The sequence below is a fragment of the Streptomyces sp. NPDC031474 genome (assembly GCF_055581185.1).
Genome location: NZ_JBVIJX010000009.1, coordinates 344,088 through 369,573, shown reverse-complemented (window position 1 = coordinate 369,573; position 25,486 = coordinate 344,088). Strand labels below are relative to the sequence as shown.

Here is a 25,486-nt window from a genome sequence, read left to right as displayed (position 1 = left end):
ATGGTACGGGCGCGCAGCGACATCCGCCTGGTCATGCCTCCGCGGCGGCGGGTGTGTGCGAAGCGGCGGAGGAGGAGCTGCGCACCTGCAGAACGAACCCGGTGCTCTCACGGCGGCCCGGGAGCTCCCGGAAGTCCTCCGCGTCCATGCGGGAGCGCAGCAGCGCCACAGCCGTGCGGGCGATCGACTCCCGCTGGGGGTCGACGGTGGTCAGGGACGGCGAGGTGAAGCGGGCTGCATCGATGTCGTCGAAGCCGGTCAGCGCCACGTCGTCCGGTACGGCCACGCCGCTGCGTTCGAGCACCGACAGCGCGCTGATGGCGACGACGTCGTTGTGGCAGAACAGGGCGTCGAAGCGGACGCGGGTGCGCAGCAGCCGGGTCACCGCACCGGCCCCTGAGCTCCATAGATCGGCATCGGTCACGCCGATCACCAGGGAGTCGTCGTAGGGGATCCCGGCTTCCGCGAGGGCCCTGCTGTAACCGTTCAGGCGCCGGGCGCCGGCTCGTGGCTCCGCCTGTTCGCAGATGGCGGCGATCCGGCGACGGCCCTGGGCGAGCAGATGGCTGACGGCCGCGTGCGCGCCTTGTTCGTCGGCGATCTCGACGTAGTCCAGGCTCAGTCCTGCCGCGCCAGCGGGACGCTCGCCGAGGACGACCGTGGGCTGAGTGACCGGCAGGGCCAGGTACTCCTCCGGTGTGAGGGCCTGCGGTACGTAGATCACCCCGTCCACGAGCTCCCCGTGCGACGTGGAAAGCACGGTTCGCTCGCGGTCGGCGCTCGCACGGGTGGTCTCCACCAGCACTTTCAGTCCCTGGGTCTCCGGGCCCGTGATGATCTGTTCGGCCAGCTCCGCGTAGAACGGCTGGTGGACGTTCGGCAGGACCAGGGCGATGGTGCCGGTGCGCCGCGAGCGCAGACCGCGGGCGAAGGGGTTGATCTTGTAGCCGAACTCCTCAATGGCCGCGCGGACACGGTGCTCCGTCTCCGCGCTGAACGAGCCGGTGCCGTTGATGACGTTGGAGACCGTCTTGGCCGACACGCCCGCCTTTTCGGCCACCGTACGCATGGTCACGCTCCGCCCCATGCCGCCATCCCTCCCACAGTCGACTCGCGCAGCATCAGTTCGAAGTCGGCGACGACGAGCCGCCCCGCGTCCGGGGCGGTGTCATCGGTCATGCGGTCGTTCAGCAGAGCCAGCGCCTCCCGGGCGATCTGTGCTGTGCCGGGGGCGACAGAGGTGAGCGACGGATAGGAGTAGCGGGCTTCGTCCGTGTCGTCGAACCCGGCGACGGCCACCTCCGCGGGAACCCGCAGCCCTGCCTCCCGCACGGCAGGCAGGGCGCCCAGCGCCAGCGCGTCGGCGAAGGCGACCACGGCGTCGAACGGGACGCCCCGTTCGATCAGCCGGCGGATGCCCGCGGCCCCCACTTGGCGGCCCCAGTGGGGGTCGGTGTCGATGACGAGTTCGGGGAGGCAGGGCAGGCCGGCGTCGCGCAGCCCGTCCTGGTAGCCCGCCAGGCGCAGGTGGGCCGCCGACCGCTCGGGAAGGTCGCTGTGATCGGCGCCGAGAGCCGCGATCCGGGTGTATCCCAGGGACACCATGTGCCCGACGAGGGCCCGGACGCCTTCCCGGTTGGCCATGGCGACCCGGTCGACGGGTGCGTCGTAGGCACGCTCGGACATGAACACCGTAGGCACGATTCGTGCGACGGTCCGGGCCTCGGCGTCCGACAGTCCGACCGGGTACATCAGCAGCCCGCCCAGGTGCGGACCGTGTTCGCGCACCAGGGCCAGCTCGGCTTCGGCGTCCCCGTCGGTGACCTCGATCAGCACGGTGAGCCCGTGGCGCTCCGCCTCCCGCATGATCGCTTCGGCGAGCGAGGAGAAGTACGGCTGGGACAACTGCGGCAGGACGAGGCCGACCACGTCGATCCGGCCGGTGCGCAGGTTGCGGGCGACCGAGTTGGGCCTAAAGCCCAGCTCCGCTATGGCGGCGTTGACCTTCTGCCGGGTCGGTTCGCTGACGCTCGGCTCGTTGTTGACCACCCGGGAGACGGTCTTCAATGACACCCCGGCCCGCAGGGCCACGTCATGCATCGTGGACATGACCGAACTCTAGGCTTCGGCGGGGATCAGGGTGCGCAGCGTGGCGTATTCCGCCTCGGTGAGCGGCAGTACGGAGCCGTGGCGCAGGCCCGGAGGCAGGGCGCAGACGTCCGGGTCTGCCGCGGGAAGCCACACCGGGCTGTCCAGGCGGTCGGCCCGGAAGGGCACGTACCCGCGGCCGCCGAACTCGTCCAGCAGGAGCAGCCAGCCCTGCCCGTCGGGCGCCGGGAGCACGATCGGGCCCTCGGCGTGCGCCAGCCCCGGCAGTCCTCCGGCGCCGCGGCCCACGCCCTGCGTCACCGGCTCGTAGTCCGGGGCGATCAGGTCCCGGGAGCGTTCCACGAAGACGAACTTGGCGTCGGGGGCGTCCGGGGTGCCGGGCAGTCGCTCGTCCTTGGTGAACCGGTAGAACCATCCGTCGTGCTCGACGACGGTGGAGTCGATGACGGGGTAGCCCCTGTCCAGCCACACACGCGGGGCGCCGAACGTGCGGAAGTCCTTGGTGGTCGCGCAGTACATGCGCTGGTACGAGGGGCTCTCGTGCCCCGGGTCGTCGTCCGGGTAGACGGTGGAGGCCCAGAACACCAGGTATTCCTCCCGGCCGGGGTCGTAGACGGCTTCGGGCGCCCAGACACAACCCGCCTGCTCCGGCATGACCTCCACCCGGCGTGGTCCCTCCCAGTCGCGCAGGTCGGCCGAGTCCCACACCAGCAGGCTGCGGCTGCCGTGCGCGATCGCCTGCTCCCAGCCGGCACTGCCGTGGATGCGCAGGTCGGTGGCGAGCAGATGGAAGCCGCTGCCGTCCGCGGCCCGGATCAGGAACGGGTCCCGCGCACCGCCGTCGGCCGGAGCGAGCGGTGGGATGGCGGCGTGCTCCGTCCAGCGGACCATGCCGGGGCCATCACACAGTGCGAAGCGGATCCGCTCGCCGTCCGGGTGGTGCTCGCCGGTGAAGTAGGCGAAGAGGTGACCGGCGGGCCGTCTGACGTGAGTGCTCTGTGGCACGGGGTGGTGTCTCCTCGTGTGCGGGACCTAAGCGGCGGCAGCATCGCACTGGAGATTCATCGTTGTCAAAGAGCCAGGACATCGCATAGGCGTCAGATCATCGAGTCGGGCAGGCTCCGTGCTGAGGGCTCTGCGGGACTTGGCGTTGTTGAACTGCGTAAATAGCGGATCGAAGAGGTGTGGGGCGGCGGGCGGTCCGAGGCCGATCGGGAAGAAGGTTGATCCCAAGGGGTTGACGACGATGAACGCGCCGGACATTCTGATCCCGCTTCCTAGCCGTAACACCCGGTTTACCGGTTTCGGCGCGTTCTTCCGTTACGAAGCCGGCGGTCGTCGGCAGAAGAAGGTCCGTCATGGCCTCCCTGGTTCCAGCCCCGGCACCCCTGTACGAAGACCCTGTCCACGTGGGCCCGACCGATCCCGTCGTCGTGCACGACGGCCGGCAGTGGTGGATGTTCTACACACAGCGTCGCGCCGACGTGGACGCGCCCGGCGTCGCCTGGGTGCATGGCACCGCGATCGGCGTGGCGACCAGCGCCGACGGCCACGACTGGCTCTACCGCGGGGTCCTGGACAGCCTCCCGTTCGAGCCCGGCACCAACACCTTCTGGGCTCCGGAGGTCGTGCGTGCGCCCGACGGGGTGTTCCACATGTACGTCAGCTACATCCAAGGCGTGCCGGACCGCTGGGAGGGACACGACCGGCAGATCCTCCACTACACCAGCCGCGACCTGTGGCACTGGGCCCACGTCGGACCGGTGCCGCTCAGCTCCCGCCAGGTCATCGACGCCTGCGTCCACCCGGTGCCGGACGGCTCCGGGTGGCGCATGTGGTACAAGGACGAGGCCCACGGCTCGCACACCTGGGCCGCGGACTCGGCCGATCTGTACGACTGGCAGGTGCGGGGCCCGGTCCTGGAGCACCGGCAGCACGAGGGGCCCAACGTCTTCGAGCTGGGCGGCCGGTACTGGATGATCGTCGACTGCTGGGACGGCCAGGACGTCTTCCGCTCCGCCGACCTCGACGACTGGACCCCGGCGGGCCGCATCCTCGACGGGTCCGGCACCCGCATGGACGACCAGGGCGTGGGACACCACGCCGACGTCGTCACGGGACCCGAGGATGCCTGGGTCTTCTACTTCACCCACCCGCAGCGGGACACGGCTCCGGCGGGCGGCCACGGCCCGGGTCCACGCCGCTCCGTCGTCCAGCTGGCACGGGTCACCACCGACGGCGACCGCCTGCTGCTGGACCGCGACACCGTGGCGTTCCACGCACTGCCTCACCCCTGATCCACGCACCCCCGCACATCCCGGGCACCCACACCGGGATCGCAGCGCCGACCACTCACCGGCCTTCCGGCAGCGACGATTCGCGCGCCCCACGCCAGCGGTCTTCGCTCACCCTTGCCGGTTCGCGCAGACCCGGTTCTCTCGGGCCGAGCGAGCCCGACGTTCCCCACCCGGCCCCTGCCCATCCCCGAGTCCCGCTCAGCCGCTCTCCTTCCCGCGGCAGCTCCGCACGCCCCGCACGAAAGGTTGTCCAGCATGTCCATACCGAGCGCAGAGTCCCTCGACAGACGCCGATTCCTCACCATCTCCGCCAGTGCCGCGCTCGCCGTCACGGCTCTGTCCGGATGTGCCGCCTCCGTCGACGACGGAAGCAGTTCGGGCGGAGGCGACGGCAAGAAGACGCTCACCGTCATGGGTGAGAAGGACGACTTCGACATCAAGGCCGCCCAGAAGGCACTGGGCGTGAACATCAGGTGGCTCAAGTACGACACCACGAAGCTCAACGCACTGCTGGCCGCCAAGACGCCGCCGGACGTGGTCCGCGGGCTCGGCGCTGTGGAAGCCCCGTACTTCGCCGCCCGCAAGCTGATGACCGACCTGGACCCGTACTTCGCCAAGAGCACGGTGCTCAAGCCCGCCGACCTCGACCCGGTCAACGACCTGTGGCGGTACGACGGCAGCAAGCAGGGCGCGGGCCCGCGCTACGGCATGGCCAAGGACTACTCGCAGGACCAGATGTTCTGGTACCGCACCGACATGTTCGAGGCCGCGAAGCTGGACCTGCCCAGTGAGACCGAGCCGCTGTCCGCCGACGAGTGGCTGGACCTGGGCAAGCGCCTGACCAAGCGCCGGCTGGGCAAGGTGAAGGTGTACGGCCTGAACGCCTCCGGACTCGGATACTTCTCCCAGCTGATGGGCATGACCGCGTCGGCCGGCGGCAGGCTGTTCGCCGAGGACCTGGCCTCGGTGGACTTCTCCTCCCCCGAGGCGCTCAAGGCGCTGAAGTGGTACCTGGACTACACGAAGGCCGACATCGGGCCGAGCGTCGCCAACCCCAACCCGGACGGCTGGGACTGGCCCACCTATCAGGCCGGCCGGATGGCGATGGCCACCGACGGCTACTGGTTCGGCGGGGCGATCGGTGGTGATCCCAAGGTCGCCGCGGTCTCGCGCTTCGCGCCCGCGCCCCAGCTGGGCAGCAGCCGCGTCAGCGCATGCTTCGGCGCCACCGGCTTCTGGATGCCCAGGGACGCCAAGAACAAGGACGCGGCCTGGAAGTTCTTCGAGTGGTTCTTCGGCGGCGCGCCCGCCCAGGCCCGGGCCGCCGGCGGCTGGGGCATCCCCACCCTGAAGCCGCTGCGCCCGAAGATGCCGCAGAACCAGCCTTACCAGAAGCAGGCCTTCGACGTGCAGCAGCAGGAGCTCGCCCACTTCTCGGTCCTGACCTTCACCCCGTACGCCCAGCTGACGGCCCTGGACGGAGTGATCAGCAAGGTGCTGCCGGGCGCCGTCAAGTCCGGCACGTCGGCGGGCAAGGTCGCGGACGCGCTGAACCAACAGATGAACGACCTGCTCTCCAAGGGCAAGGATGTGCTGGGGTGAGCACCGGACAGCTCACCGGAACCACCGCCCGGCCGGGCGCGCAGACCCCGGCCCCGGCCGGGACGGCGGCCGCCGGGCCGCCGCGCCGGCGCCGCTCCCGGACGGCGCGCAGAGCCTGGGCCTTCTACGCCTTCACCGGCCCCTGGGTGCTGGGTTTCCTGACATTGACGGCCTTTCCGCTCGGGTACGCCCTCTGGCTGAGCTTCACCAACTCCGACGGACTGTCCCCGAACACCCGCTTCGTGGGCCTGGACAACTACAAGGAGGTCTTCTCGGACGCGGAGACGCTGCACTCCCTGGCCCGCACAGGGGTGTTCACCGCGCTGACCGTGCCGCTGACGATTGTGGCGGGACTGTTCCTGGCGGTGCTGGTGAACCAGCCGATACGGGCCCGCGGCCTGTTCCGCACGCTGCTGTACCTGCCCGCCGTGGTGCCGCCGGTCGGTGCCGCACTCACCTTCAGGATGATCTTCGACCGTGACTCGGGGGCGGCCAACGGCCTGCTGGACCTCTTCGGCGTCAACGGGATCGCGTGGCTGGCGGATCCCTACGCCCGCTGGGTGCTGATCGTCCTGACCTTGTGGGGCGTGGGCAACGTCATGATCATCTCGCTGGCGGGACTGCAGGACATCCCCAGGGAACTGCACGAGGCGGCCCGGGTGGACGGCGCCAGTTTCTGGCAGTCCTTCACCCGGATCACCCTGCCGCTGCTCTCGCCCGTCATCTTCTTCCAGGTCGTCACCGGGATCATCGCCGCGCTGCAGACCTTCGCACCGCTGCTCATCTCGCTCGACCCCAGCCCGAAAGGCCTCGCGGCCGTCCCGGAGAGCAACAACCTCTTCATGATCCATGTGCTCGACCAGTACCTCGTCGACAGCCGTTACGGGTACGCCTCCGCCCTGCTGTGGGTGCTCTTCCTGATCATCGTCGCGGTCACCTTCCTCGTCTTCAAACTCAGCAAGGGCGCGGTCTTCTACTCCGTGGAGCCGGAACGTGCGAAGACCAAGCCCCGCACGATCGGAGGCGCGTGATGGTGCTCTCCCGGCGCAGTGTCGTCTACATGCTCCTGGTGAGCGCTCTCGTCCTCATGCTCAGCCCCTTCGCCTGGCTCGTCATCACCGCGTTCAAGGACCCCTCCGAGCTGCGTGCCGTCCCCATCCACTGGTGGCCGCACCTCCCGAGCCCGGGGAACTTCGTGGATGCGCTGACCAGTTGGGACTACTTCGGTTACGCCCGCAACTCCCTGACGATCGCCGTCATCTACTCGGTCCTCGCGACCCTCGCCTCGGCGTGGGCCGGGTACGGCTTCGCCCGGCTCGAAGCACCCGGAAAACGAGTGATCTTCGGCGTGCTGCTGGCGACGATGATGATGCCGCAGATCATCACCCTCATCCCGACCTACCTGCTGTTCGGCAAGATCGGCCTGCTCAACACCTACATACCCTGGGTGCTGTGGGGCCTGGCCGGCGCACCGTATCTGATCTTCCTGTTCCGGCAGTTCTTCTCCAACATGCCCAAGGAACTGGAGGAGGCCGCGATCGTGGACGGCTGCGGGCAGTTCCGCATCTTCTGGCGGATCTTCCTGCCCCAGTCGTGGCCGGTCATCGCCACCAGCCTGATCCTGTCCTTCTCCTGGACATGGGGCGACTGGATCGCGCCCGCTCTGCTGCTCGACACCAGCCGCACGACCCTCGCGGTACAGCTCACCGTCGGCTACCAGAACTCGCACGGGGGCCAGCTCAACAACCTCGTCGCGGCAGGAACCCTGATGTACGTCGTGCCGGTGCTGGTGCTCTTCCTGATCCTCCAGCGCGGCTTCGTCGCGGGCATCTCCACCTCCGGACTGAAGTAACCCCACCTGACAGGCGTCGCCTTCAAAACTCTCCCCACCTTTCGATGAAAGGCAGTCATGTCCCACCCCGGCACCACCGCACGGTTCACCCTCGACCCGGCGTTCGCCGTCGGCGGCGTCAACCCCCGGCTGTACGGATCGTTCGTCGAGCATCTCGGCCGCTGCGTCTACACAGGCGTGTACGAGCCCGGCCACCCCATGGCCGACGCGGACGGCCTGCGGCAGGACGTCCTTGAGCTGATCCGCGAGCTCGGCGTCACCACCGTCCGCTATCCCGGCGGCAACTTCGTCTCCGGTTACCGCTGGGAGGACAGTGTCGGCCCGCGCGAGGAGCGGCCGACCCGCCTCGATCTGGCCTGGAAGTCCACCGAGACCAACGAGTTCGGCCTCGGCGAGTTCATGGACCTGTGCGCCAAGACCGGCATGGAACCGATGATGGCCGTCAACCTCGGCACCCGCGGGGTGGAGGACGCCCTGCGGCTGCTGGAGTACTGCAACCACCCGGGCGGTACGGAACTGTCCGACCGCCGTGGCGCCCACGGCGCCAAGGAGCCGTACGGCATCAAGATGTGGTGCCTGGGCAACGAGATGGACGGGACCTGGCAGATCGGCCACAAGACGGCCGAGGAGTACGGGAGGCTCGCCGCCGAGACCGCCCGCGCCATGAAGCTGATCGACCCGGAGCTGGAACTGGTCGCCTGCGGCAGTTCGGCGTCGTCCATGCCCACGTTCGCCGCCTGGGAGGCCACGGTCCTGGAGGCCGCCTACGACGAGGTCGACCACATCTCCCTGCACGCCTACTACGAGGAGATCGACGGCGACCGCGCCTCGTTCCTGGCCTCCGCCGTGGACATGGAGCACTTCATCGAGTCGGTCGTCGCCACCTGCGACCATGTCCGCGCCCGCCTCAAAGCGACCAAGCGCATCAACCTCTCCTTCGACGAGTGGAACGTCTGGTACCAGCAGCGGCCCAACCCGCACCCCGTGGAGGACTGGCAGCAGGCACCACGCATCCTGGAGGACGTCTACACCGTCACCGACGCCGTGGTCTTCGGCTCGCTGCTCATCGCCCTGCTGCGGCACGCCGACCGGGTCACCGCGGCCTCGCTCGCCCAGCTCGTCAACGTCATCGCGCCGATCATGACCGAACCGGGCGGACTCGCGTGGCGGCAGGCCACGTTCTTCCCCTTCGCCCAGGCGTCGGCCCACGGCCGCGGCCGGGTCCTCCGCGTCGAGGTCGACAGCCCCACCTACCCCACCACCCGCTTCGGCGACGTCCCGCTGCTGCACGCCACCGCCGTCACCGACGACGAGACCGGTGCCGTCACCGTCTTCGCCGTCAACCGCGGCCAGGACACGACTTTGCCCCTGGAGATCGACCTTCGGGGCATCGAGGCCCACACCGTGGTGGAGCACCTGGTCCTGGCTGACACCGACCCCGAGGCCCGCAACACCGCGGACCAGCCGAATCGTGTCACCCCGCGCGCTGCCACCGGCAGCACCGTCGCGGAAGGAGTACTGCGCGCCGAACTCGAGCCCATGTCCTGGAACATGATCCGGCTGACGAGCCAGCAGGGCTGACCACGATCACCACGTGCCCGTCATCGCACCCGAAGCGATCCGACGACGGCTCCGGGGACCACAGCAGCCACGACGACCGCCGGAGCTCGATCCAGGTCGCCCGCCTGCGGGTGTGAGCGGAGACACCCTCGTGTGCGACCGCGACGAAGTCCCTGGGGCTCCCATCCTCCCTCCCAAGGGGCCGGACCGGTGATGCGGCTCACGCCGACCACGACCCATCGGCTGAGCGGCCCGCTCGCGAGCCGGCCCGCCGCCACCACGACGCCGCTTCCCCCGCAGGCCGCAGCGTTCGAACGACGGAAACGAACATCCATGCAGACAGTCCCCCGCAGCGCCGTACGCCTCCTTCCCGGTCCGTTCCTGAGCGCGCAGGCCACCGCTCTCGACTACCTGCTGTCCCTCGACGCCGACAGGCTCCTCGCGCCCTTGCGGCGCGAGGCCGGCCTGCCGCCGGTTGCCGAGTCCTACGGCAACTGGGAAAGCTCGGGTCTCGACGGCCACACCGTCGGGCACGCGCTGTCGGGCGCCGCTCTCATGAGCGTGGTGACGGACGATCCCCGGCCAAGAGTCATGGTCGAACGCCTGGTGCAGGGCATTGTCGAGTGCCAGGACGCCCTGGGCACCGGCTACGTCGGGGGCATCCCCGACGGTGTGCGGCTGTGGCAGCGGGTGGCCGCAGGGCAGGTGGAGCGGGACTCGTTCGAGCTCGGTGGTGCCTGGGTGCCGTGGTACAACCTGCACAAGCTCTTCGCCGGCCTGCTCGACGCCCATCGGTACGCTGGTTCGGACCTGGCGCTGACCGCCGTCCGACGGCTGGCCGACTGGTGGGACCAGCTGGCGGCGGGGATGGACGACGACACCCACGAGGCCATGCTCCGCACGGAGTTCGGTGGGATGTGCGAGGTGCTGGCGGACCTCGCCGACGTCACCGGCACGGACCGGTACGCCGCCCTGGCACGACGGTTCCTCGACCAGTCCCTGCTCCGCCCGTTGCAGGAGCACCGCGACGTCCTCGACGGCATGCACGCCAACACCCAGATCGCCAAGGCCGTCGGATACCAGCGGCTCGGCGAGGTCGCCCGCGACCCCGGTCTGCGGGGCGCCGCACGGTTCTTCTGGCAGACCATGACCCGGCACCGCACGTTCTCCTTCGGCGGCAACTCCGTACGCGAGCACCTGCATCCCCGCGACGACTTCAGCTCCGCGCTCCAGTCGCCGGAGGGCCCCGAGACCTGCAACACCTACAACATGCTCAAGTTGAGTCGCGCGCTGTTCCTCGAAGAGCCGGATGCCGAGGTGCTCGATCACTACGAGCGGGCGACGGTCAACCACATTCTGTCGTCCCTGCATCCGGACGGCGGGCTGGTGTATTTCACACCGGTGCGACCGGGGCACTACCGCGTGGTGTCGACGCCCCAGGACTGCTTCTGGTGCTGCGTCGGGACCGGGCTGGAGAACCACGCGAAGTACGGCGAGCTGGTGTACACCACCGAAGGCAATGACCTGTTCGTCAACCTCTTCATCGCCTCCCGGCTCAGCCGGCCCGAACAGAACCTGGTGCTCGAGCAGACCGGAACGGCCCCCTACGACAACCAGGTGAGACTCGTGGTGCGCGGGGCTCCGGCCGTCCCTGTGGCGATCCACCTGCGCGTCCCCAGCTGGCACGAGGGAACACCGCAGATCCACATCAACGGCACGCCGCCCGAGCACGGGCCAACCCCGCTCACGATCCGCCGCGGGGCAGGTGAACAGTCCCTGACCTACGTGCGTCTCGAGCGCCGGTGGTGCGAAGGGGACACGGTCACCATGCGGCTGCACCCACGCATCAGCGCCGAGCTGCTGCCCGACGGCTCGCCATGGGTGTCGTTCCGTTTCGGGCCCAGCGTCCTCGCGGCCGAGGGCGACCGGAAGGATCTGGTCGGTCTCTTCGCCGACGACTCCAGGATGGGGCATGTCGCCAGCGGCCCGTTGCGCCCCCTGGAGCACCTGCCCGTCGTACTCGCCCGGAACTCCTCCGATCCGGCAGCCGACGTACGCCGACTCGCATCGGACGGGTTGGCGTTTGCCCTGGAACGCGTGGACGCGCCACCGGGCGAGACCATCACCCTCGTCCCCTTCGCCGGCATCCACAGCTCCCGCTACCACCTTTACTTCCCGCTGTCGGAACCAGAGCGGCTCCACGAGCGGCGGGCAGAGCTGCGCGCGGCCGACGAGGCGGCACTCGCGCTGCACGACCGCACCGTTGACGCCGTTGCCGCCGGCGAGCAGCAACCCGAGAGCGACCACGGTTTCCAGGGGCAGGACACCTGGTCGGGCCTCACCGACGGGCTGAGGTGGCGGGCCGCCACCGGATGGTGGTCCTACCGCCTGACAGACCCGGACGGCACCGCCACCGGCCTTCAGGTGATCCACCTCTCGGACGTAAGTGCCGGACCGACCCGCGTGCTGGTCGACGGGCATGCGCTGGCCACGCTGCCAGCCTCGCCGGGTTCCGAGGGCGAGGAAATCTCCCGGCTGTTCCCCTTCGACGCGGACGGTTCCGCCGGGCCCATCGAGGTTCGATTCGAAGCAGTCGGCCCTGCAACCACCATCCGACTGCGCGAGGTGCGACTGGTGCGCTGACTCCACACCGTGGACCTGGCTACCGTCCGCCGCATGCCGGGGTCACGGTCTGTAAACACTGTGTGAACACACTCCCCTCTTTGGTCCTATAGCGAATTGAGGTACAGATGTCCTTGCATCGCGGAGGCAGGATCGCCGCCTTCATCTCGTGTCTGATCACAGCGATGTTCATGTCGCTCGTGGTCGCGATACCCGCTCACGCCGCCACGACGACGTTGACGACCTACCCGGCGCCTGCCGGTAACCCCCTGAGCACCGACTACACGGTCAAGGTGCGCACCCCGGGCGGAACCTGGACCGACCTGGACGAGTACCAGACTCGGGTCGGAGGACCCTCAAGGGCGTCGTTCGCCTCGTTCGTCTACTTCGACACCAACGGTCCCGTCGAACTGTCCGTCACCTACAACCTGGGGGCCGTGTCGACGGTGAAGGTCAAGCCCTCGGCCAAAGGCGTCACACCGGCGATCAGCGGCAATACCTCGACCTTCACGATCTCGGGGCCGATGAAGCTCGTCGTTGACGTGAACGACAACGTCGACCAGGACCTGATGATCTTCGCCAACCCGCTGGAGACCAACGTGCCCAGCGCGTCGGATCCGAACGTCATCTACTACGGCCCCGGGTTCTACGACACCGGCAACATCACCGTCCCGAGCGGCAAGACGCTGTACATCGCCGGCGGAGCCGTGATCAGGGGCGGCGTCATCGCGGACAACGTCTCCGACGTGACGATCAGGGGGCGCGGCATCCTCTACCACCCCGACGGCGAGGGGGTTTCGGTCGATCGCTCGACGAACGTGACCGTCGACGGCATCATCGTCAACGACTACGGCAACCTGAACAACGGTGGTTACGGAGTCGACCTCGGATCCTCGAACAACGTGTCCATCAACAACGTCAAGCTGCTGGCGTACAGGAAGTGGACCGATGGAGTGGACGCGATGGCGTCGAACAACATCAACGTCAACGACTCCTACATCCGCACCGGTGACGACAGCATCGGGATCTACGGCTCGCGTGGCGATACCGGCTTTGGGTATTTCGGAAGCACGAACGTCTTCAATGTGACCAACTCGATCCTCATGCCTGGCAAAGCGCATCCGGTCAACGTGGGCACACACGGCAATCCGGACGACCCCGACACGATCAGCGGGATCACGATTTCCAACGTGGACATCCTGACGCACAACCCGCTGTCTGCCGTCTCGCCGATTTCTCTCACCGCGAGCGATTCGAACCTCGTGACGAACGTCCTGCTCACGGACATCCGGTGGGAGGACGTGCTCGTCGGCAAGTTCCTGGACGTGATCACCTACAAGAATCCGGGATACGGCTTGTCGGTCGGTCGCGGAATCAACGGCGTCACCGTCAAGAACTTCTCGTACAACGGCACACTGCAGTACGACAACAACATCTACGGCTACGACGCGACCCGGATGACCCAGAACGTGGCCTTCGAGAACCTGAAGGTCAATGGAGCCGTGGTGACGAATGCCGCCGCCGGGCGATTCGTGATCGGGAACTACACCAGCAACATCACCTTCTCCGCGGGCAGCGGAACCACGATCCAGAGCGGACACGTCTACAAGATCCAGAACGCCAAGAGCGGCAAGGTGCTCGGCATCACCAACATGTTGAAGACCGACGGCGCCCAGGCGCTGCAGTGGTCGGACAACGGAACAGCCGACCACGAGTGGACATTCACCCAGCTGAGCAATGGCAACTACGAGCTCACGAACGTGAACTCCGGCAAGGTGCTCGGCATCAGCGGCATGTCGACCGCTGACGACGCGCAAGCCCTGCAGTGGTCGGACAACGGAACAGCCGACCACGAGTGGCAACTGGTGACGTCGGCGAATGGCACCTACAAGCTGGTCAACCGATACAGCTCCAAGGCGCTCGGCATCAAGGACGGATCAACGTCCGAAGGCGCGCTCGCGGTGCAACAGCAGGAGAACGGTAACCTCGACCAAAGCTGGAACCTCGTGTTCGTCAGATAACAAGGAAGAGCCGAATCGAGCCCATGACGTGCCCACCGGACGCTTTCCGCTCCGGTGGGCACGTCATCGCGTCGGAACCCTGTGTCACGCCCTCGGACGACTGGACGATCGGCACTTCGTCGGGCACGCGTCGACTCGCGGTCCATGAGGCGAATGGAGCTTGTCTTCGCCTGCTCGGCGGCCGGCTTCCGCAGCCGCTTCAGCTCTTCGTCCCGGTCAGCGGCACTCTGTACGGCCTGCCCGGCGGGGACGGAACTCTGGCCGGCACCTACCTCGCCCACCGCGCACGGCATCTCCCACCGGCCGCAGCCCTCGACCGCGCCGTACAGGCCGCCAGCCAGCACACCGCCCACATGCCACTGACCCTCCCCGCCCCACCCCGCGCCCCCTCCTGACCAGCAGCAGGAGGCAGCCCGACGTACTACGTCGTCCGCAACAACGCCCAAGCCCAGTACGCAACAGAGGCATGCGTCGACGCCGCCCTCCAACTCCCCGCCCGACCCCCGACAATGTCCGTCCCCGCCCAAGACTCCAGCACCGTGTACGTCGAGCCATCCCCGTACACGGCAGCCCATTACGCCCTCCCCGGCCTGACCACGATCACGGGAGCCACCATCCTTGGCCCGACCCGCTTCGCGGCCGCCGAACCCATCACGGCCGCACGCCAGGATTGGGACGCCGCTCTCAGCTCGGCGCGCATTGTCGTCGACGGCTCCGGCCCCGAGACCCCACCTGGCGCCGCCCTGCTGATCGGGGCGGCCTGTGCCACGGGCCGCCAGGTGGCCGCGTATCTGCCCCGCAGCACCTACACCCACGCCATCGGCCGTGAGCCAAATCACCGCAATCCGATGGTCCAGTACGGCGTTGATGGCTCCCCCTGGATCAACCAGGTCGAGCGGTGGTTCGGCTTCCTGGCCGACCAGAAGATCCGCCGCGGCGCACACAAGAACGTCCAGGCTCTCGAGGCCGACATCCGCGCGTGGGTCAAGGACTGGAACGAGGACCCCAAGCCGTTCATCTGGACCAAAACAGCCGAAGAGATCCTCGACTCCCTCGCCTGCTTCTGCCAACGGATCTCCGGCGCAGGACACTAGAGCTTGTTGGAGAGCCACTTGTTGATGGTGTTCGTGGTGCTGTCGGCGTTGCGCTGGAGAGCCAGGTCGTGACCGGCATTGAGAACGGATTTCACGTCGACGTCAGGGCTGGACCCGTAGGAGGCCGGCTCCGCGGCGAGGGCCTTCTTCAGGTCCGCGGGGTCGAAGAACAGTCCGTCGTGCTCGCCCACGAGCGACAGGACCGGGACATTGACGTTCTTGCCGAACGTGTCGTTGGTCAGCTCGTCCCCGAAGGCGGTGAACTCTCCCTGGGTGGTGATCTGCTTGACCGCGTCGTCGCCCTCGACGGTGCTCAGGTCGGCGTTGAACGGCCAGTAGAACTGGTGGCGCATGCCGTCCCTGGAGGTGAGGGAGCCATCCGGTATCGTGCGGCCCTTGAAGGCTGCGTCCTCGGCTGCGGGGTGCATCATGGCGTTGAACACCAGCTGCCCGGAGCCGGAATGGTGCATGAATCCGGTGACGACCAAGGCGTCGACGTCCTTGTAGGTCGCGGCCTCCCTGATGGCCACCGCGCTTCCCATGGAGTGGCCGACCAATGCGACCGGCAGCCCCTTATGGGCGGCCTTCAGCTTGGTGATCAGTTGATGGATGGTGGCGGAGTGGGTCGCGCCGTTCAGCTGGTCCGCGGCCGGGCTGCTGGAGTCGCCGGTTCCGAGGCGATCGACGGCGACGGAGATCCAGCCGTCCTTGGCTGCTTCGCGCGCCTGCGAGACCCAGCCGCGGCTTGTCTTGAGATCGAAGTACCGGTGGTCGTAGGTGACGCCCGGGACCATCACCTGAATGCCCTTGACGCGCACTCCGGTCGGCTCGTACTCCACGGCGCTCAGTGTCTGGTCAGCCGGTCCGCTGCCGGTGAGTGAGACCTTCTGGGTGATCGTGTGGCGGGTGAAGCCCGGGTCACCGCCGGTGGCAGCGGATGCGCCCCCGGTGGAGATCGCGATGGCGGTGACGAGCGACGCGGCGGACACTCCGATCACGCCGAAGCGGACCGCGGAGTGTCGGGGATGGATCGAGAACATGGGGGAGGGCCTTGTCGTTTGGGCCGAGGTGCACGCCTCGGCGTGAACCCTGGGGTGGGTGTGATGCCCGCGGGACATCGTGCTTCAAATTTGAATCACAAGCAGGCGCGGCCGTTCGCACGCGGCGCCATGTTCCGGGTTGCGTTGCGCTTCGCGGGCGTCCGTCCGCGCATGCCCCCATGGAGCAGGTGACGGTACGAACGCCCGGGAGGCTCAGAACCTCTCGGCGACGTGCTTGCCGAGATCGAGTTCGATTCCCTGGGGCTGCTGCAAGCCGCGTTCGAAGAGGCTGCGCACGTGATCCGCGTTCTCCGGACGCCCCCCCGTGCGCCTGATGGCGGCCAGAGCGGCCGCGTAGTCGCCCGCGGGGATTGCGGTGGCCGAGTCGACGAACTCCTTCGTGCCGGAGACCGCGGCCTTGTCGAAGCCCGCGATGCGGCGGGCGAAGGTGTCGACGAAGTCGTCCAGCTCGTCCTCGGGAAGAACGCGGTTGACGTAGCCGTATTCGGCGGCGAGCTGGGCCGGGAAGTCGTCTCCTCCCACCACGATCTCCATCGCCCGGCCCCGGCCCACCAGCTCGGCCAGTCGCCCCATCGGGTTGCCGCCGGGTACGGCGCCGAAGCCCACCTCGGGCTGCCCCAGGATGGCGTTGCTGCCGGCGAAGCGGATGTCCGTGTTCAGGACGAACTCACTTCCCGCTCCTCGGGCACGGCCCTTGATGGCCGAGATCGTGACAGCCGGGACCCTGCTGAGGCGCAGAAGGCTGTCCGAGTAGGGGAGGAGTCCGGTGGGACCCGGCGCCGTGGTGTAAAAGCGCTGCATGTCGGACCGGAGGTCGAAGTGCGCCATGAAGAAGTCGGGGTTGGCGCTCTGGAACACCACGACGGTCAGATCGGGGTCCTGCTCCATACGGGTCACCAGATCGCCAAGCTGCTCGACGGTGTCCAGATCGATGAGGTTGATCGGGTCGTTCTCGAAGGTCACCTTCCAGTAGGACGGCGACACCGCATGCACTTGAAACTGCGAGGGATTGCTCATGGGGGTGACCCTAGAGGGTCTAGCTTTAAAAATGCAATCCAGCGTGGATGTGACTCTGCCCTCTGGCTCCACGTTCGAGGGAAGCGGCGAGTCCGACCACGCCGGAGTGTCACCCGCAACGGTGCTGAGCAGGCACTGCCGTCGTCCGGCTGCGCGGATGGCGCCGCGAGCCGCCCGAGGGGAGGTGAGGGGTGGGGTTCTTGCTGCTGTTCATGGCGCAGTCCGCGAAGCTCTCGCGCAGCCTGACGCGGGCGGCAGCAGGGAGTGTCAGGAGGGAGCCCCGGTGACCGCCCCGGGCCGTCAAGAGATCCATGGACCCAGGAGTGCTCACTGGAGTGCGGGCAGGCTCTCCGTGTACCGCCGCGGCGCGGGTCCTGCGAGCCGCCGGTTCCCCCGCCGTTCCGCCGCATTCCGGGTACCGCTGCATTCGGCTGGGCGGGATCGGGAACTCGTTGGCGGAGGCTGCGTTCAGCCGGACTGGCCGAGGGGTGAGTCCTGAGGGTCGGGTGCCTCCATCAGCGACACATCCTCCATGGGAACCTCGCGACCGTCCTCATCGAGGAACCCCACGTGGACGGCCCGCCCCGTGGAGCGGGTCCGCCGGCAGGCGGAGGGACCCGCGGGCCGCGGACGGTGACGGTCACCCCACTGCTGCAGCGCACCCAGGACGGGCTGCAGTTCGAGCCCGGCCGGCGTCAGATGGTAGCTCTGCCGGGGCCTGCTGCCGGCCTCCTGGTAGGCCAGTGTCCGCAGCACTCCGGCGTCGACGAGAACCTTGAGCCGGTCACTGAGCAGGTTCGACGCGATACCGAGAGAAGACTGAATCTCAGCGAACCGGTGCCTGCCGTAGAGGACCTCGCGCAGCACCAGCAGAGTCCACCGCTCGCCGAGTATCTGCAGGCTCCGCTCCATCGAGCAGGCCGGCTCGTCATCCATGGGGCCGGACACGTGCCTTCCTGACGGCACAGCACTCACCTCCACATCGACGCCGGGTATTCGTTCCGGTGACCACATACGCCCCGCGGCCTGCACCGTATAGCTGAGTTTACTATCACCAGCCAGAAGGCACGTACGCCTGCCGGGCGGGCACAGGTCGCAGGTAGGAAGAAACAACCGTGCGCCCCCTCGCAGGCCAGGCCGATTGCACGCCGCGGCTGCCGGTCCGGCGCGTGTGACGGCGGGTCGGACTGCCAGGACGACCGGCGAGCCAGTGACCGGTCAGGGAGGCGCAGCCGGGGCCATCCGCAGCGGACGCCGGACATGGACGGCGCTGCGGGAACAGCGGCCGGCCAGCCCTCAGGCGCTGCCGCTCCGGCGAAGGCCGCATGCTCCGGACCGCAACCTGCGCTACTTCCGGCCGGGGGGGGCGGCGGTCGGCATCAGTGCCACAGAGCTCGGACAGGCCGAGCATCCTGCGCCAGGTCGAGGGCACCGAACGACCGGTCGCACGTCGGATTCATCGACGATGACGGAACCGACCCGGTCGACTTCCCCCCCCCACCGCTCGGGAGACCGCCTGGCTGCAGGCCACCGGCACCGGCCGTGGCATACCTCCAGCGTGTGCGGGCGGTCGTGGCCTGCGCGGTCCACTGGACTTGGGCGGGATCGTGCTCGAACTCACCCATGGTGGCCTTTCGGGCGCCGACGCCAACACGACGGCGCCCCTGTTGCGAGCAGGGGCCACCGACTTCGACAGCAGGAACCGACGACCTTTCCCCTCAGCGCATGAAGGCGAGGGCGTTCTCGATTCCCTTCTCAAGGACCTCGTCGGAGAACTTCCGGTCGGAGAGAGCGCGGGACAACTGCAAGGTTCCCACCGCCATGGTGAAGAGCCCGACGGCCTTACCGCGGGCGGATTGCGGATCCTCTGGTGCCAGTCGGACGGCAAGCTCTTCCACGATGGCCCTGGCGCCGTCAGTGTAGGCGTCCTTGGTCCCGCCGCCGCAGCGGCCGATCTCGTCGAGCAGGGCGGCGGACGGGCATCCGTCGCCGGGGTTGTCCCGGTGCTCGGGCGACAGATATTCGCGAAGGAAGTCCTCGAGTCCCTCGCGACCGGGCCGCAGCGCGCCGCACTTCTTCACCTGCGTGCGCAACTGGTCGGCGACGACGTTGGTGACGAGGTCGTCCTTGGAGTCGAAGTGGGCGTAGAAGGCTCCGTTGGTGAGCCCGGCGTCCGACATCAGCATGGAGATGCCGGAGCCGTCTATCCCGTCCTGCTTGAACCGGTGGCCGGCCCGCTCGATGATCCGTTGCCTCGTCACCTGCTTGTGCTGCTGGGTATAGCGGGCCACAGAGATCCTCCGTCAACTCCGCGGGGCCATTGCCCCGCATCCCATTCTCATCCATGGTATGACAAATATAATATTATGGTTGGCGGGTGATTTTGTGGCCGATCCCTGCCGCCCCGGGACGCCACCGCCACGTGGGCGCGGTCCGCCGAAGGCGGCGTTCCTGCGCAACCGTGGCAGGTCACCACCCTGAAGTGGGGCCGGTTCGGGACAGGGCACAGATGACACCGCCTGTCCCTGGTTTCGGCGGCGCAACGTCAGCGCGAGAACGGCGCTACGGGAGTCGGCACGTCGGAGTCGGGAGGCGTGCGTCGGTCGCTGCGGCGTGCGGTGGCGGGCCCCTGCCAGCGCACGGCGCGTTCGCTGTCCAGGCCGAGCTGGTCCATGACCCGGGCGACCAGGTGGTCGACGATGTCGTCCACGGACGCGGGCTTGTTGTAGAAGGCCGGCATGGGCGGCAGGATCGTCACCCCCATCTGTGAGAGGGCCAGCATGTTCTCCAGGTGGATGGTCGACAGCGGGGTTTCCCGTACGCCGAGCACAAGGGGACGCCGTTCTTTGAGGATGACGTCCGCGGCCCGCGAGACAAGGTCGCTGCCGTAGCCGGCCCGTATCGCGGCGAGCGTCTTGGCGCTGCACGGCAAGATCACCATGCCGTCGGTGCGGAACGAGCCGCTGGATATGGAGGCCGCCTGGTCATCCGGGCCGTGGACGACATCGGCCAGGTCAGCGACCTGCCGCGCCGACCAGCCGGTCTCCAGCTCAATGGTCGCCCGCGCCCAACGGCTCGTCACCAGGTGTGTCTCCACGTCCGGTTGGCCGGCGAGCTCCTGAAGCAACCGGATGCCCAGGATGGCCCCCGTGGCACCCGTCATCCCCACGATCAATCGCATCGCAACTGCCCTTTCTTGTGCGCGGGCCGGGCCGCGTCCTGTGCGGCTGGCACCGCCCGTTCAGGGCGCGGCCCGGCGGATCCGGCGGTCTCAGTGTTGGTGCCTGGCCAGAACCTTGGCGCGCACCGCGGCGGGGTAGGCGTGCGCGAAGTCGCTCAGTGAATCGCGTTCGGCCGGGGCGGGGAGCAGGGCATCGTGTACGACCTTGGTGGCGCGGCCTGCCTGGCGCTCTTCCTTGGTGTAGCAGGTGAGCAGCGAAAGAATGGGGCCGTCCTCGAAGCGCACCGTGCGGTCGACGGGGTGGACCCGGGTGGCCAGCGCCCACATCAGGTCGGTATCGTTCGCGGGATCGACGTCGTCGTCGAGCAGGAACACCTTCGGCAGGGCTGCCCCGTACTTGGTGGAGTGGATCGCCTCGCCGACCCGGCGGGCGAACTCCTCGGTGGTGACGCCGGGCAGGTGGTCGCGCCAGTCGCCGGGGACGGACACGACCAGCCAGTGGCTGGCGCTGCTCAGGGAGGACCAGGCGGTGGTGACGGGCAGTCCGGCCGCGCGGATCACGTCCAGGGTGCCTGCCGCCACGCCGAGCCCGGTGACGGTGTGGAAATCGTCGGTCGGCTTTCCTTCCGCGACCAGCGGCCAGATGGGGTCGTCGCGGTAGGTGATCGCCTCGACGCTGTAGACCGGCTGGAGGGTCGTCCCGGACGGGATAAAGCCCGCGAACTCGCCGAAGGGTCCCTCGACGCCGGTGCGTTCGACGGAGAGGTGGCCCTCGATGACGATCTCGGCGCTCGCGGGGACCAGCAGGTCCGACAACTCGGCCTTGACGACGGCGAGCGGCTCGCCGATCAGCGCGCCGATGAAGTCCGCCTCGGCGACGCCGTCGCCGATCGGGATGCCGCCGACATACGGGATGGCCGGGTCGCCGCCCTGGACCAGCGCATACGGCATGGGCCGGCCGAGGTCGGCCCACTGCTGCCAGATCTGGGCGATGTGCTGCGGGTGAATCACCAGCCCGGTCATGGTCTTGCCGTCGACCATCATGATCCGGGCGATGGACCAGTTGGTCCAGGACCCGTCCGGAGTCTGGGCGACGATCACGCCGTAGGTGTTGACGTAGCGATCGCCGTCGCCCTCGTGCACGAACGGCACCGGGAAGCGGGTGAGATCCGCGTCATCGCCGAGCAGGACGTTCTGCTTGACCGCGGCTTCGCCGCGGCTGACCGTCTTCGGCGGGATGCCGGGGCGGTGCTGGGTGGCGGCCAGGTGGTCGATGATCTGCCGGCCGGTGGCCTCGGGCGGCAGTCCGATGCTCAGCGCGACGCGGGCGAAGGGCTTGCCGGGGGCGGCACTGAGCGCGGCGGGTGCGCCCAGGAGGCGGAAGCCGTCGGCAACGCCGGTCACCTTCTCGAACAGCGGGGCGGGCAGGCGGTTCTCGGTGCTGTAGCGGGTGTGCGCGGCCGCCTCCAGATTCCAGTCGACCTCGGTTTCGATCCGGTCGAGGTCTCCCAGGGCTTCCAGTGCCTTGATGTGTTCACGCAGGTCCGCGGGATGGCTCATCCCGTCCTCCTCGAGAGAATGTCAGTACGCGGAATGTCTGTGTACTGAACAATGCCACATGCCTGCCTGCTGCGGGTATCGGGGAGGTGTGAGTCGTGTGACAGGATCTTCATCCCGCGCCCGAACGGAGTCCGCACGCCATGCAACCCGAACAGCTCATCGACCAGCCGATGCACCTGCTGCGTCGCGCGCTTCAGCGGGTCACCGCGGTCTGGCAGGCGGAGGTGCCCGAGCTGACCGCCCCCCAGTACGCGGCTCTCGCCACGCTCGCGGAGCGTCCCGGGATCGACCAGTCCGCCCTCGGTCTGGCCACTGCCATCGACCGGTCCACCATGACCACCCTGCTGGACCGGCTCTCCTCACGGGGCTGGGTCAACCGCGAACCCGACCCGCTCAACCGCAGGCGTCACATCGTCCACATCACGGAGGAAGGGCACGCGCTGCTGCGCGAGGTGGAACCGGCAGTCGCGCGCGTGAACCAATGGACCGTCGATCAACTCGGCGAGGAGAGAACCGGCACGCTCCTCCCACTGCTATGCGATCTGGCCGGCGTCGAGCTGGACGATTGAGCGTGTGGTGGTGCGTGCTCCGGATCAGCCCTCAGCGGCCCGTTCTCGGCCCGCGCTGCCGTCGGCGGCGGCCTCACCCCGCCTTACGACAACGGCCGCACTGAGGGGGTCGACACGCGAACCAAGCGGATCATGAGGCAGATGCGCGGCCGAGCCGGGTTCCCACTGCTCCGCCACCGCCTCTCCTCCGATGGGACCTGAATCCCGCCGGAAACCACCAAGAGCCGCTACTCGCAAGCCAGCGGCAGGACGCATGACCGAAGATCGTCCCGAGACCGAGCAGCGACAGCCCGCATACTCCGGCCACCCGACGAGGCGCCGGAGTGAGCCGGCCGGGCTCAGCCGCCTGTCCGCTCACCCAGGATGACCACCGGGTGGTCCACCTTGAGCAGTTTCGTGACAGCGACAGCTCGTTCTCCCTCGACGCACCTGTCTGCTCGATGCACTCCCGGAGGCCGTACCGCTCGGCAGCGGCGATGATGGCAGCGCCTGCCCCTTCGGCCGTGGCGCGACGACTCGGACACCGCCCGCAACGGGTCACTTGTGCCTGGTGAGGCTGCCTTCCATCTGCACGAACTGGTCTCCCGCGACGATGCTGGACACGACGACGTGTTGGCTGAAGTCCTCGACATGAGTGACGTTGGCGCCCGACTTGGGCTCGTGCCAGCGCACCATGTAAAGGCCGGGCCGGATCCGGGTGGTGGTGTAGGTGACGCTGTCCGTCGCCCCCTTCAGCGCCCCCTTGGTGACGACGAAGTTCAGTTGGGTCGCGGAGGTGAACGTGATCTCCGCAGCGAATGGGCCGCCGAAGGGGGTGTCGTCGCCGAAGTCCGCCAGCCAGGTCTGACCGACACTGGGAAGCACGGCGTCGGTCTCAACGCCGGTCCGGGAGCCGTCATGAGCGGGCCGAGCGGCCGGCTGCGGTGCGCCGGCATCACTGGAGACGCCGAAGGCGGCGGTCGTACCCGCACCCAGAGCGAGAACCAACGGGACGGCGACAAGGGAAGCGCGAGCAAGCTTCATGGGGTATTCGTCCTTTCCATTGCGCGGGGCGCAGGAGCCCCCAGATAGGCCAAGGTTGGACTATCTAGAGGGACGATAGCATGTAATCCAATGTTGGAATACATGAAGGAAGGCGATCATGGAGCAGGAGGGACTCTGGCTGTCCTCGGCGGAGGAACGGCTGTGGCAGGCCTGGATCGATGTGAGCTGGCGCATCGAACGCCGCGTCGGCGAGCAGATCCGGCGCGACGGGGGCATCTCGCACAATGAATACGCGATCCTTGCTCTGCTCTCGCAGTCGCCCGGCCGTGCGGCCCGAATGTCGACCATCTCCGGCGTCGCCCAGATCCCCCGGACCCGGCTCACCCACCAGGTCGACCGGCTGGAACGCCTTGGAGTCGTCCGGCGGGGCTCCTCGGCAGACGATGCCCGCGTCATCATGGTGGAACTCACCGATGAGGGGGCCGAGTTGCTCGCACGGGCGGCCCCATGTCATGTCCGTACCGTCCGGGCTACTCTCCTTGACGCTCTGGACTCCGAGCAGGTCGACACGCTGACTGGCCTACTGGAACTGGTCCTGGCCCATTTGGAAGGCTCACAAGCCGCGGAGGGGTGACCGGGCCGCGCCCGGAGGCACAGAAGGCGGCGGGGGATCCGATCGCTCCACGCCGGCGGGGAAAACGACGACCGCCTCCCCCAAGACCCAGAGCAACCTAACGGAGTCCTACCGGTGCTGCTCCGCAGAAGTTCGTGGGGGGGGGCCGCGGGAAGGCGAGTCTGGATGCGTCGGGTCGTCAGGTGAATGAGAAGTGGGCTGCGGCCTCGGCGGGCGTGGCCCCTTGAAGGCGTCCGGGGACGTCATGGACGGCGTTTGCGCCCTCGGCGCGCAGTTGGTCAGCCCCGGCGTGGCGGGCCATGACCGCGGCGTAGCCGCGGATGTCTGCGGCAGTGATGTCGGTACGGCCTCGCTCTGCGTGCTGTTGGAGGAGAAGGCCGAGGTCCGGGGTGAATCGCAGCATGGTCACCGGGGCGTTGAAGCGCCTGGCGATGGCGATGAGTCGGGTGCGCGCCTGTGGGGTGACGTTCGTGGACTCCGCGACTGCGGTTTGTCCGGCGGCGAGCCGGGCGACGATCCTGCGGTCGCGTTCCTCGAAGATTCGAGCGTCCGCCGCGTCGGGGTCGGCGTCGGTGGGTGAGGCGCCGAAGAGTTCCGTGCGGATCTCGTCGCTGGAGACCACGGCGTCCGCGTCGATCTGGCCGTGCGCGATCAGTGCTCGCACGAAGCTGGTCTTGCCGGAAGCCGGTGGGCCGACGAGGAGCACGAGTCCCGCTGGGACGCGGGTCGGCCTGGAGCCGCCCAGCGGGTGAGGTTCGAGGTAGCGGTCGCCCGCGCAGTCCAGGGCCTCTTCCGCCGAGCCGGCCGGCAGGCCGCTGGGGAGGATGCTGTCCCGGTAGCTGTCGTCGCCGGCCTCGTAGAGGGCGAAGCCCCAGGTGTGCAGGACGCCGGTGAAGCGCAGGCGGCACAGCGGCAGCCGCTCGCCGTCCTTCAACTCGCCGTCTACGTAGGCGAATCCAGCTCGGAATCGGACGTGGACCCGGGTGAGTTGCGGCCAGTGCTCGGTGGCGTGGGTGTTGAGCCGCTGGCGCAAGTGGTGCTGCATGGACTCGGGCGGGTTCATCGGCACGACCCCATCCTGCCGCCCCTGACCGGTCCCCGGCCGTGATCATTGCTCATGACCGAGGGGTCTGGGCGATGTGCGGCAGTGCCGGTGGTGCTGGACGAGGAGACGCGCGGTGCACTGCAGCGGATCGCCTCATCGGCGAAGGCACAGGTGAGGCAGGTGCTGCGGGCGCCCTCGGCATGGCGGACGACCTCCTCGGCCACGCCGACCTCGCGGAGCACCGGGCGACCGGGGTCGAACTCTGCCCCGGTGGCGTG

22 protein-coding genes are annotated in these 25,486 nt (G+C 68.3%); 11 read left to right on the top strand and 11 right to left on the bottom strand.

What is annotated here, in order from left to right; translation table 11 throughout:
- Nucleotides 1-31: 31 nt before the first annotated feature.
- Genes ACZ5SK_RS21085 through ACZ5SK_RS21075 form a run of 3 tightly spaced genes read right to left on the bottom strand, consistent with a single transcriptional unit; the run spans nucleotide 32 to nucleotide 3,114 of the window.
- Nucleotides 32-1,069, bottom strand: coding sequence for a LacI family DNA-binding transcriptional regulator (locus ACZ5SK_RS21085; RefSeq protein ID WP_334581342.1), 1,038 nt, complete (start codon nucleotides 1,067-1,069; stop codon nucleotides 32-34).
- 2 nt (nucleotides 1,070-1,071) lie between these two features.
- Entirely contained in the window at nucleotides 1,072-2,109 is a 1,038-nt protein-coding gene (locus ACZ5SK_RS21080) for a LacI family DNA-binding transcriptional regulator (RefSeq protein WP_334579729.1), read from the bottom strand.
- Nucleotides 2,110-2,118: 9 nt separating this feature from the next.
- Nucleotides 2,119-3,114 (bottom strand): glycoside hydrolase family 43 protein, encoded by a 996-nt coding sequence (locus tag ACZ5SK_RS21075; RefSeq protein WP_468576427.1) that lies wholly within the window; start codon nucleotides 3,112-3,114, stop codon nucleotides 2,119-2,121.
- A gap of 404 nt (nucleotides 3,115-3,518) precedes the next feature.
- Here ACZ5SK_RS21075 and ACZ5SK_RS21070 point away from each other — a divergent pair, with 404 nt between their 5' ends.
- The 9 genes from ACZ5SK_RS21070 to ACZ5SK_RS21030 all read left to right on the top strand — a co-directional run bounded on the left by ACZ5SK_RS21070 (nucleotide 3,519) and on the right by ACZ5SK_RS21030 (nucleotide 15,157).
- The gene (locus ACZ5SK_RS21070; RefSeq protein WP_334579727.1) at nucleotides 3,519-4,406 is read left to right on the top strand and encodes a glycoside hydrolase family protein; all 888 of its coding nucleotides are present in this window, start codon (nucleotides 3,519-3,521) and stop codon (nucleotides 4,404-4,406) included.
- A 255-nt stretch (nucleotides 4,407-4,661) separates the two neighbouring features.
- On the top strand, nucleotides 4,662-6,008 hold the full coding sequence (locus ACZ5SK_RS21065; RefSeq protein WP_334579726.1) for an extracellular solute-binding protein: 1,347 nt from the start codon (nucleotides 4,662-4,664) through the stop codon (nucleotides 6,006-6,008).
- A complete protein-coding gene (locus ACZ5SK_RS21060) occupies nucleotides 6,005-7,039 on the top strand; it encodes a carbohydrate ABC transporter permease (RefSeq protein WP_334579725.1) in 1,035 nt (344 codons plus the stop codon). Before ACZ5SK_RS21065 ends, ACZ5SK_RS21060 begins: the two co-directional genes overlap by 4 nt.
- Nucleotides 7,039-7,860 (top strand): carbohydrate ABC transporter permease, encoded by an 822-nt coding sequence (locus ACZ5SK_RS21055; protein ID WP_334579724.1) that lies wholly within the window; start codon nucleotides 7,039-7,041, stop codon nucleotides 7,858-7,860. The genes ACZ5SK_RS21060 and ACZ5SK_RS21055 overlap by 1 nt, the downstream gene beginning before the upstream one ends.
- A gap of 57 nt (nucleotides 7,861-7,917) precedes the next feature.
- Nucleotides 7,918-9,441 carry an arabinosylfuranosidase ArfA gene (arfA, locus tag ACZ5SK_RS21050; protein ID WP_361700712.1) on the top strand — a complete coding sequence of 508 codons (1,524 nt, stop codon included), beginning with the start codon at nucleotides 7,918-7,920 and terminating at the stop codon, nucleotides 9,439-9,441.
- A 312-nt stretch (nucleotides 9,442-9,753) separates the two neighbouring features.
- On the top strand, nucleotides 9,754-12,063 hold the full coding sequence (locus ACZ5SK_RS21045) for a beta-L-arabinofuranosidase domain-containing protein (RefSeq protein ID WP_334579722.1): 2,310 nt from the start codon (nucleotides 9,754-9,756) through the stop codon (nucleotides 12,061-12,063).
- Between the two features lie 416 nt (nucleotides 12,064-12,479).
- Nucleotides 12,480-14,063, top strand: a complete 1,584-nt coding sequence (locus tag ACZ5SK_RS21040; RefSeq protein WP_361700716.1) for an RICIN domain-containing protein — start codon at nucleotides 12,480-12,482, stop codon at nucleotides 14,061-14,063.
- 23 nt (nucleotides 14,064-14,086) lie between these two features.
- On the top strand, nucleotides 14,087-14,458 hold the full coding sequence (locus ACZ5SK_RS21035) for a hypothetical protein (protein ID WP_334579720.1): 372 nt from the start codon (nucleotides 14,087-14,089) through the stop codon (nucleotides 14,456-14,458).
- 144 nt (nucleotides 14,459-14,602) lie between these two features.
- Nucleotides 14,603-15,157, top strand: coding sequence for a hypothetical protein (locus ACZ5SK_RS21030; RefSeq protein WP_468576425.1), 555 nt, complete (start codon nucleotides 14,603-14,605; stop codon nucleotides 15,155-15,157).
- Here the strand turns inward: ACZ5SK_RS21030 and ACZ5SK_RS21025 are convergent.
- From ACZ5SK_RS21025 to ACZ5SK_RS21000, 6 genes are all read right to left on the bottom strand, one after another.
- Nucleotides 15,154-16,197 (bottom strand): alpha/beta hydrolase, encoded by a 1,044-nt coding sequence (locus ACZ5SK_RS21025; protein ID WP_334579719.1) that lies wholly within the window; start codon nucleotides 16,195-16,197, stop codon nucleotides 15,154-15,156. The two genes, ACZ5SK_RS21030 and ACZ5SK_RS21025, sit on opposite strands and share 4 nt — an antisense overlap.
- A 213-nt stretch (nucleotides 16,198-16,410) precedes the next feature.
- Nucleotides 16,411-17,235 (bottom strand): enoyl-CoA hydratase/isomerase family protein, encoded by an 825-nt coding sequence (locus tag ACZ5SK_RS21020; RefSeq protein WP_361700722.1) that lies wholly within the window; start codon nucleotides 17,233-17,235, stop codon nucleotides 16,411-16,413.
- Between the two features lie 468 nt (nucleotides 17,236-17,703).
- The gene (locus tag ACZ5SK_RS21015; protein WP_334579717.1) at nucleotides 17,704-18,183 is read right to left on the bottom strand and encodes a winged helix-turn-helix transcriptional regulator; all 480 of its coding nucleotides are present in this window, start codon (nucleotides 18,181-18,183) and stop codon (nucleotides 17,704-17,706) included.
- A 770-nt stretch (nucleotides 18,184-18,953) separates the two neighbouring features.
- Nucleotides 18,954-19,526: a TetR/AcrR family transcriptional regulator gene (locus tag ACZ5SK_RS21010; RefSeq protein WP_334579716.1), complete on the bottom strand. Its 573-nt coding sequence runs from the start codon at nucleotides 19,524-19,526 to the stop codon at nucleotides 18,954-18,956.
- A gap of 254 nt (nucleotides 19,527-19,780) precedes the next feature.
- On the bottom strand, nucleotides 19,781-20,416 hold the full coding sequence (locus ACZ5SK_RS21005; protein ID WP_334579714.1) for a UbiX family flavin prenyltransferase: 636 nt from the start codon (nucleotides 20,414-20,416) through the stop codon (nucleotides 19,781-19,783).
- A gap of 90 nt (nucleotides 20,417-20,506) precedes the next feature.
- On the bottom strand, nucleotides 20,507-21,976 hold the full coding sequence (locus ACZ5SK_RS21000; protein ID WP_361700726.1) for a UbiD family decarboxylase: 1,470 nt from the start codon (nucleotides 21,974-21,976) through the stop codon (nucleotides 20,507-20,509).
- Nucleotides 21,977-22,116: 140 nt separating this feature from the next.
- On the opposite strand from ACZ5SK_RS21000, the gene ACZ5SK_RS20995 reads away from it, so the two are divergent.
- Nucleotides 22,117-22,545 (top strand): MarR family winged helix-turn-helix transcriptional regulator, encoded by a 429-nt coding sequence (locus tag ACZ5SK_RS20995; RefSeq protein ID WP_334579711.1) that lies wholly within the window; start codon nucleotides 22,117-22,119, stop codon nucleotides 22,543-22,545.
- Nucleotides 22,546-23,082: 537 nt separating this feature from the next.
- Here ACZ5SK_RS20995 and ACZ5SK_RS20990 read toward each other — a convergent pair.
- Nucleotides 23,083-23,568, bottom strand: a complete 486-nt coding sequence (locus tag ACZ5SK_RS20990) for a MoaF-related domain-containing protein (RefSeq protein ID WP_334579710.1) — start codon at nucleotides 23,566-23,568, stop codon at nucleotides 23,083-23,085.
- Between the two features lie 118 nt (nucleotides 23,569-23,686).
- Here ACZ5SK_RS20990 and ACZ5SK_RS20985 point away from each other — a divergent pair, with 118 nt between their 5' ends.
- Nucleotides 23,687-24,163, top strand: a complete 477-nt coding sequence (locus ACZ5SK_RS20985) for a MarR family winged helix-turn-helix transcriptional regulator (RefSeq protein WP_468415584.1) — start codon at nucleotides 23,687-23,689, stop codon at nucleotides 24,161-24,163.
- Nucleotides 24,164-24,341: 178 nt separating this feature from the next.
- Here the strand turns inward: ACZ5SK_RS20985 and ACZ5SK_RS20980 are convergent, their stop codons facing one another.
- The gene (locus ACZ5SK_RS20980) at nucleotides 24,342-25,226 is read right to left on the bottom strand and encodes an AAA family ATPase (protein WP_468415839.1); all 885 of its coding nucleotides are present in this window, start codon (nucleotides 25,224-25,226) and stop codon (nucleotides 24,342-24,344) included.
- Nucleotides 25,227-25,486: the final 260 nt, after the last annotated feature.

Coding starts and splice junctions, on each gene's coding strand:
- ACZ5SK_RS21085 (WP_334581342.1), bottom strand. CDS start 1,069: ATGCGTACGGTGGCCGAAAAGGCGGGCGTGTCGGCCAAGACGGTCTCC.
- ACZ5SK_RS21080 (WP_334579729.1), bottom strand. CDS start 2,109: ATGTCCACGATGCATGACGTGGCCCTGCGGGCCGGGGTGTCATTGAAG.
- ACZ5SK_RS21065 (WP_334579726.1), top strand. CDS start 4,662: ATGTCCATACCGAGCGCAGAGTCCCTCGACAGACGCCGATTCCTCACC.
- ACZ5SK_RS21055 (WP_334579724.1), top strand. CDS start 7,039: ATGGTGCTCTCCCGGCGCAGTGTCGTCTACATGCTCCTGGTGAGCGCT.
- arfA (WP_361700712.1), top strand. CDS start 7,918: ATGTCCCACCCCGGCACCACCGCACGGTTCACCCTCGACCCGGCGTTC.
- ACZ5SK_RS21045 (WP_334579722.1), top strand. CDS start 9,754: ATGCAGACAGTCCCCCGCAGCGCCGTACGCCTCCTTCCCGGTCCGTTC.
- ACZ5SK_RS21035 (WP_334579720.1), top strand. CDS start 14,087: ATGACGTGCCCACCGGACGCTTTCCGCTCCGGTGGGCACGTCATCGCG.
- ACZ5SK_RS21025 (WP_334579719.1), bottom strand. CDS start 16,197: ATGTTCTCGATCCATCCCCGACACTCCGCGGTCCGCTTCGGCGTGATC.
- ACZ5SK_RS21020 (WP_361700722.1), bottom strand. CDS start 17,235: ATGAGCAATCCCTCGCAGTTTCAAGTGCATGCGGTGTCGCCGTCCTAC.
- ACZ5SK_RS21005 (WP_334579714.1), bottom strand. CDS start 20,416: ATGCGATTGATCGTGGGGATGACGGGTGCCACGGGGGCCATCCTGGGC.
- ACZ5SK_RS21000 (WP_361700726.1), bottom strand. CDS start 21,976: ATGAGCCATCCCGCGGACCTGCGTGAACACATCAAGGCACTGGAAGCC.
- ACZ5SK_RS20995 (WP_334579711.1), top strand. CDS start 22,117: ATGCAACCCGAACAGCTCATCGACCAGCCGATGCACCTGCTGCGTCGC.
- ACZ5SK_RS20990 (WP_334579710.1), bottom strand. CDS start 23,568: ATGAAGCTTGCTCGCGCTTCCCTTGTCGCCGTCCCGTTGGTTCTCGCT.
- ACZ5SK_RS20985 (WP_468415584.1), top strand. CDS start 23,687: ATGGAGCAGGAGGGACTCTGGCTGTCCTCGGCGGAGGAACGGCTGTGG.
- ACZ5SK_RS20980 (WP_468415839.1), bottom strand. CDS start 25,226: ATGAACCCGCCCGAGTCCATGCAGCACCACTTGCGCCAGCGGCTCAAC.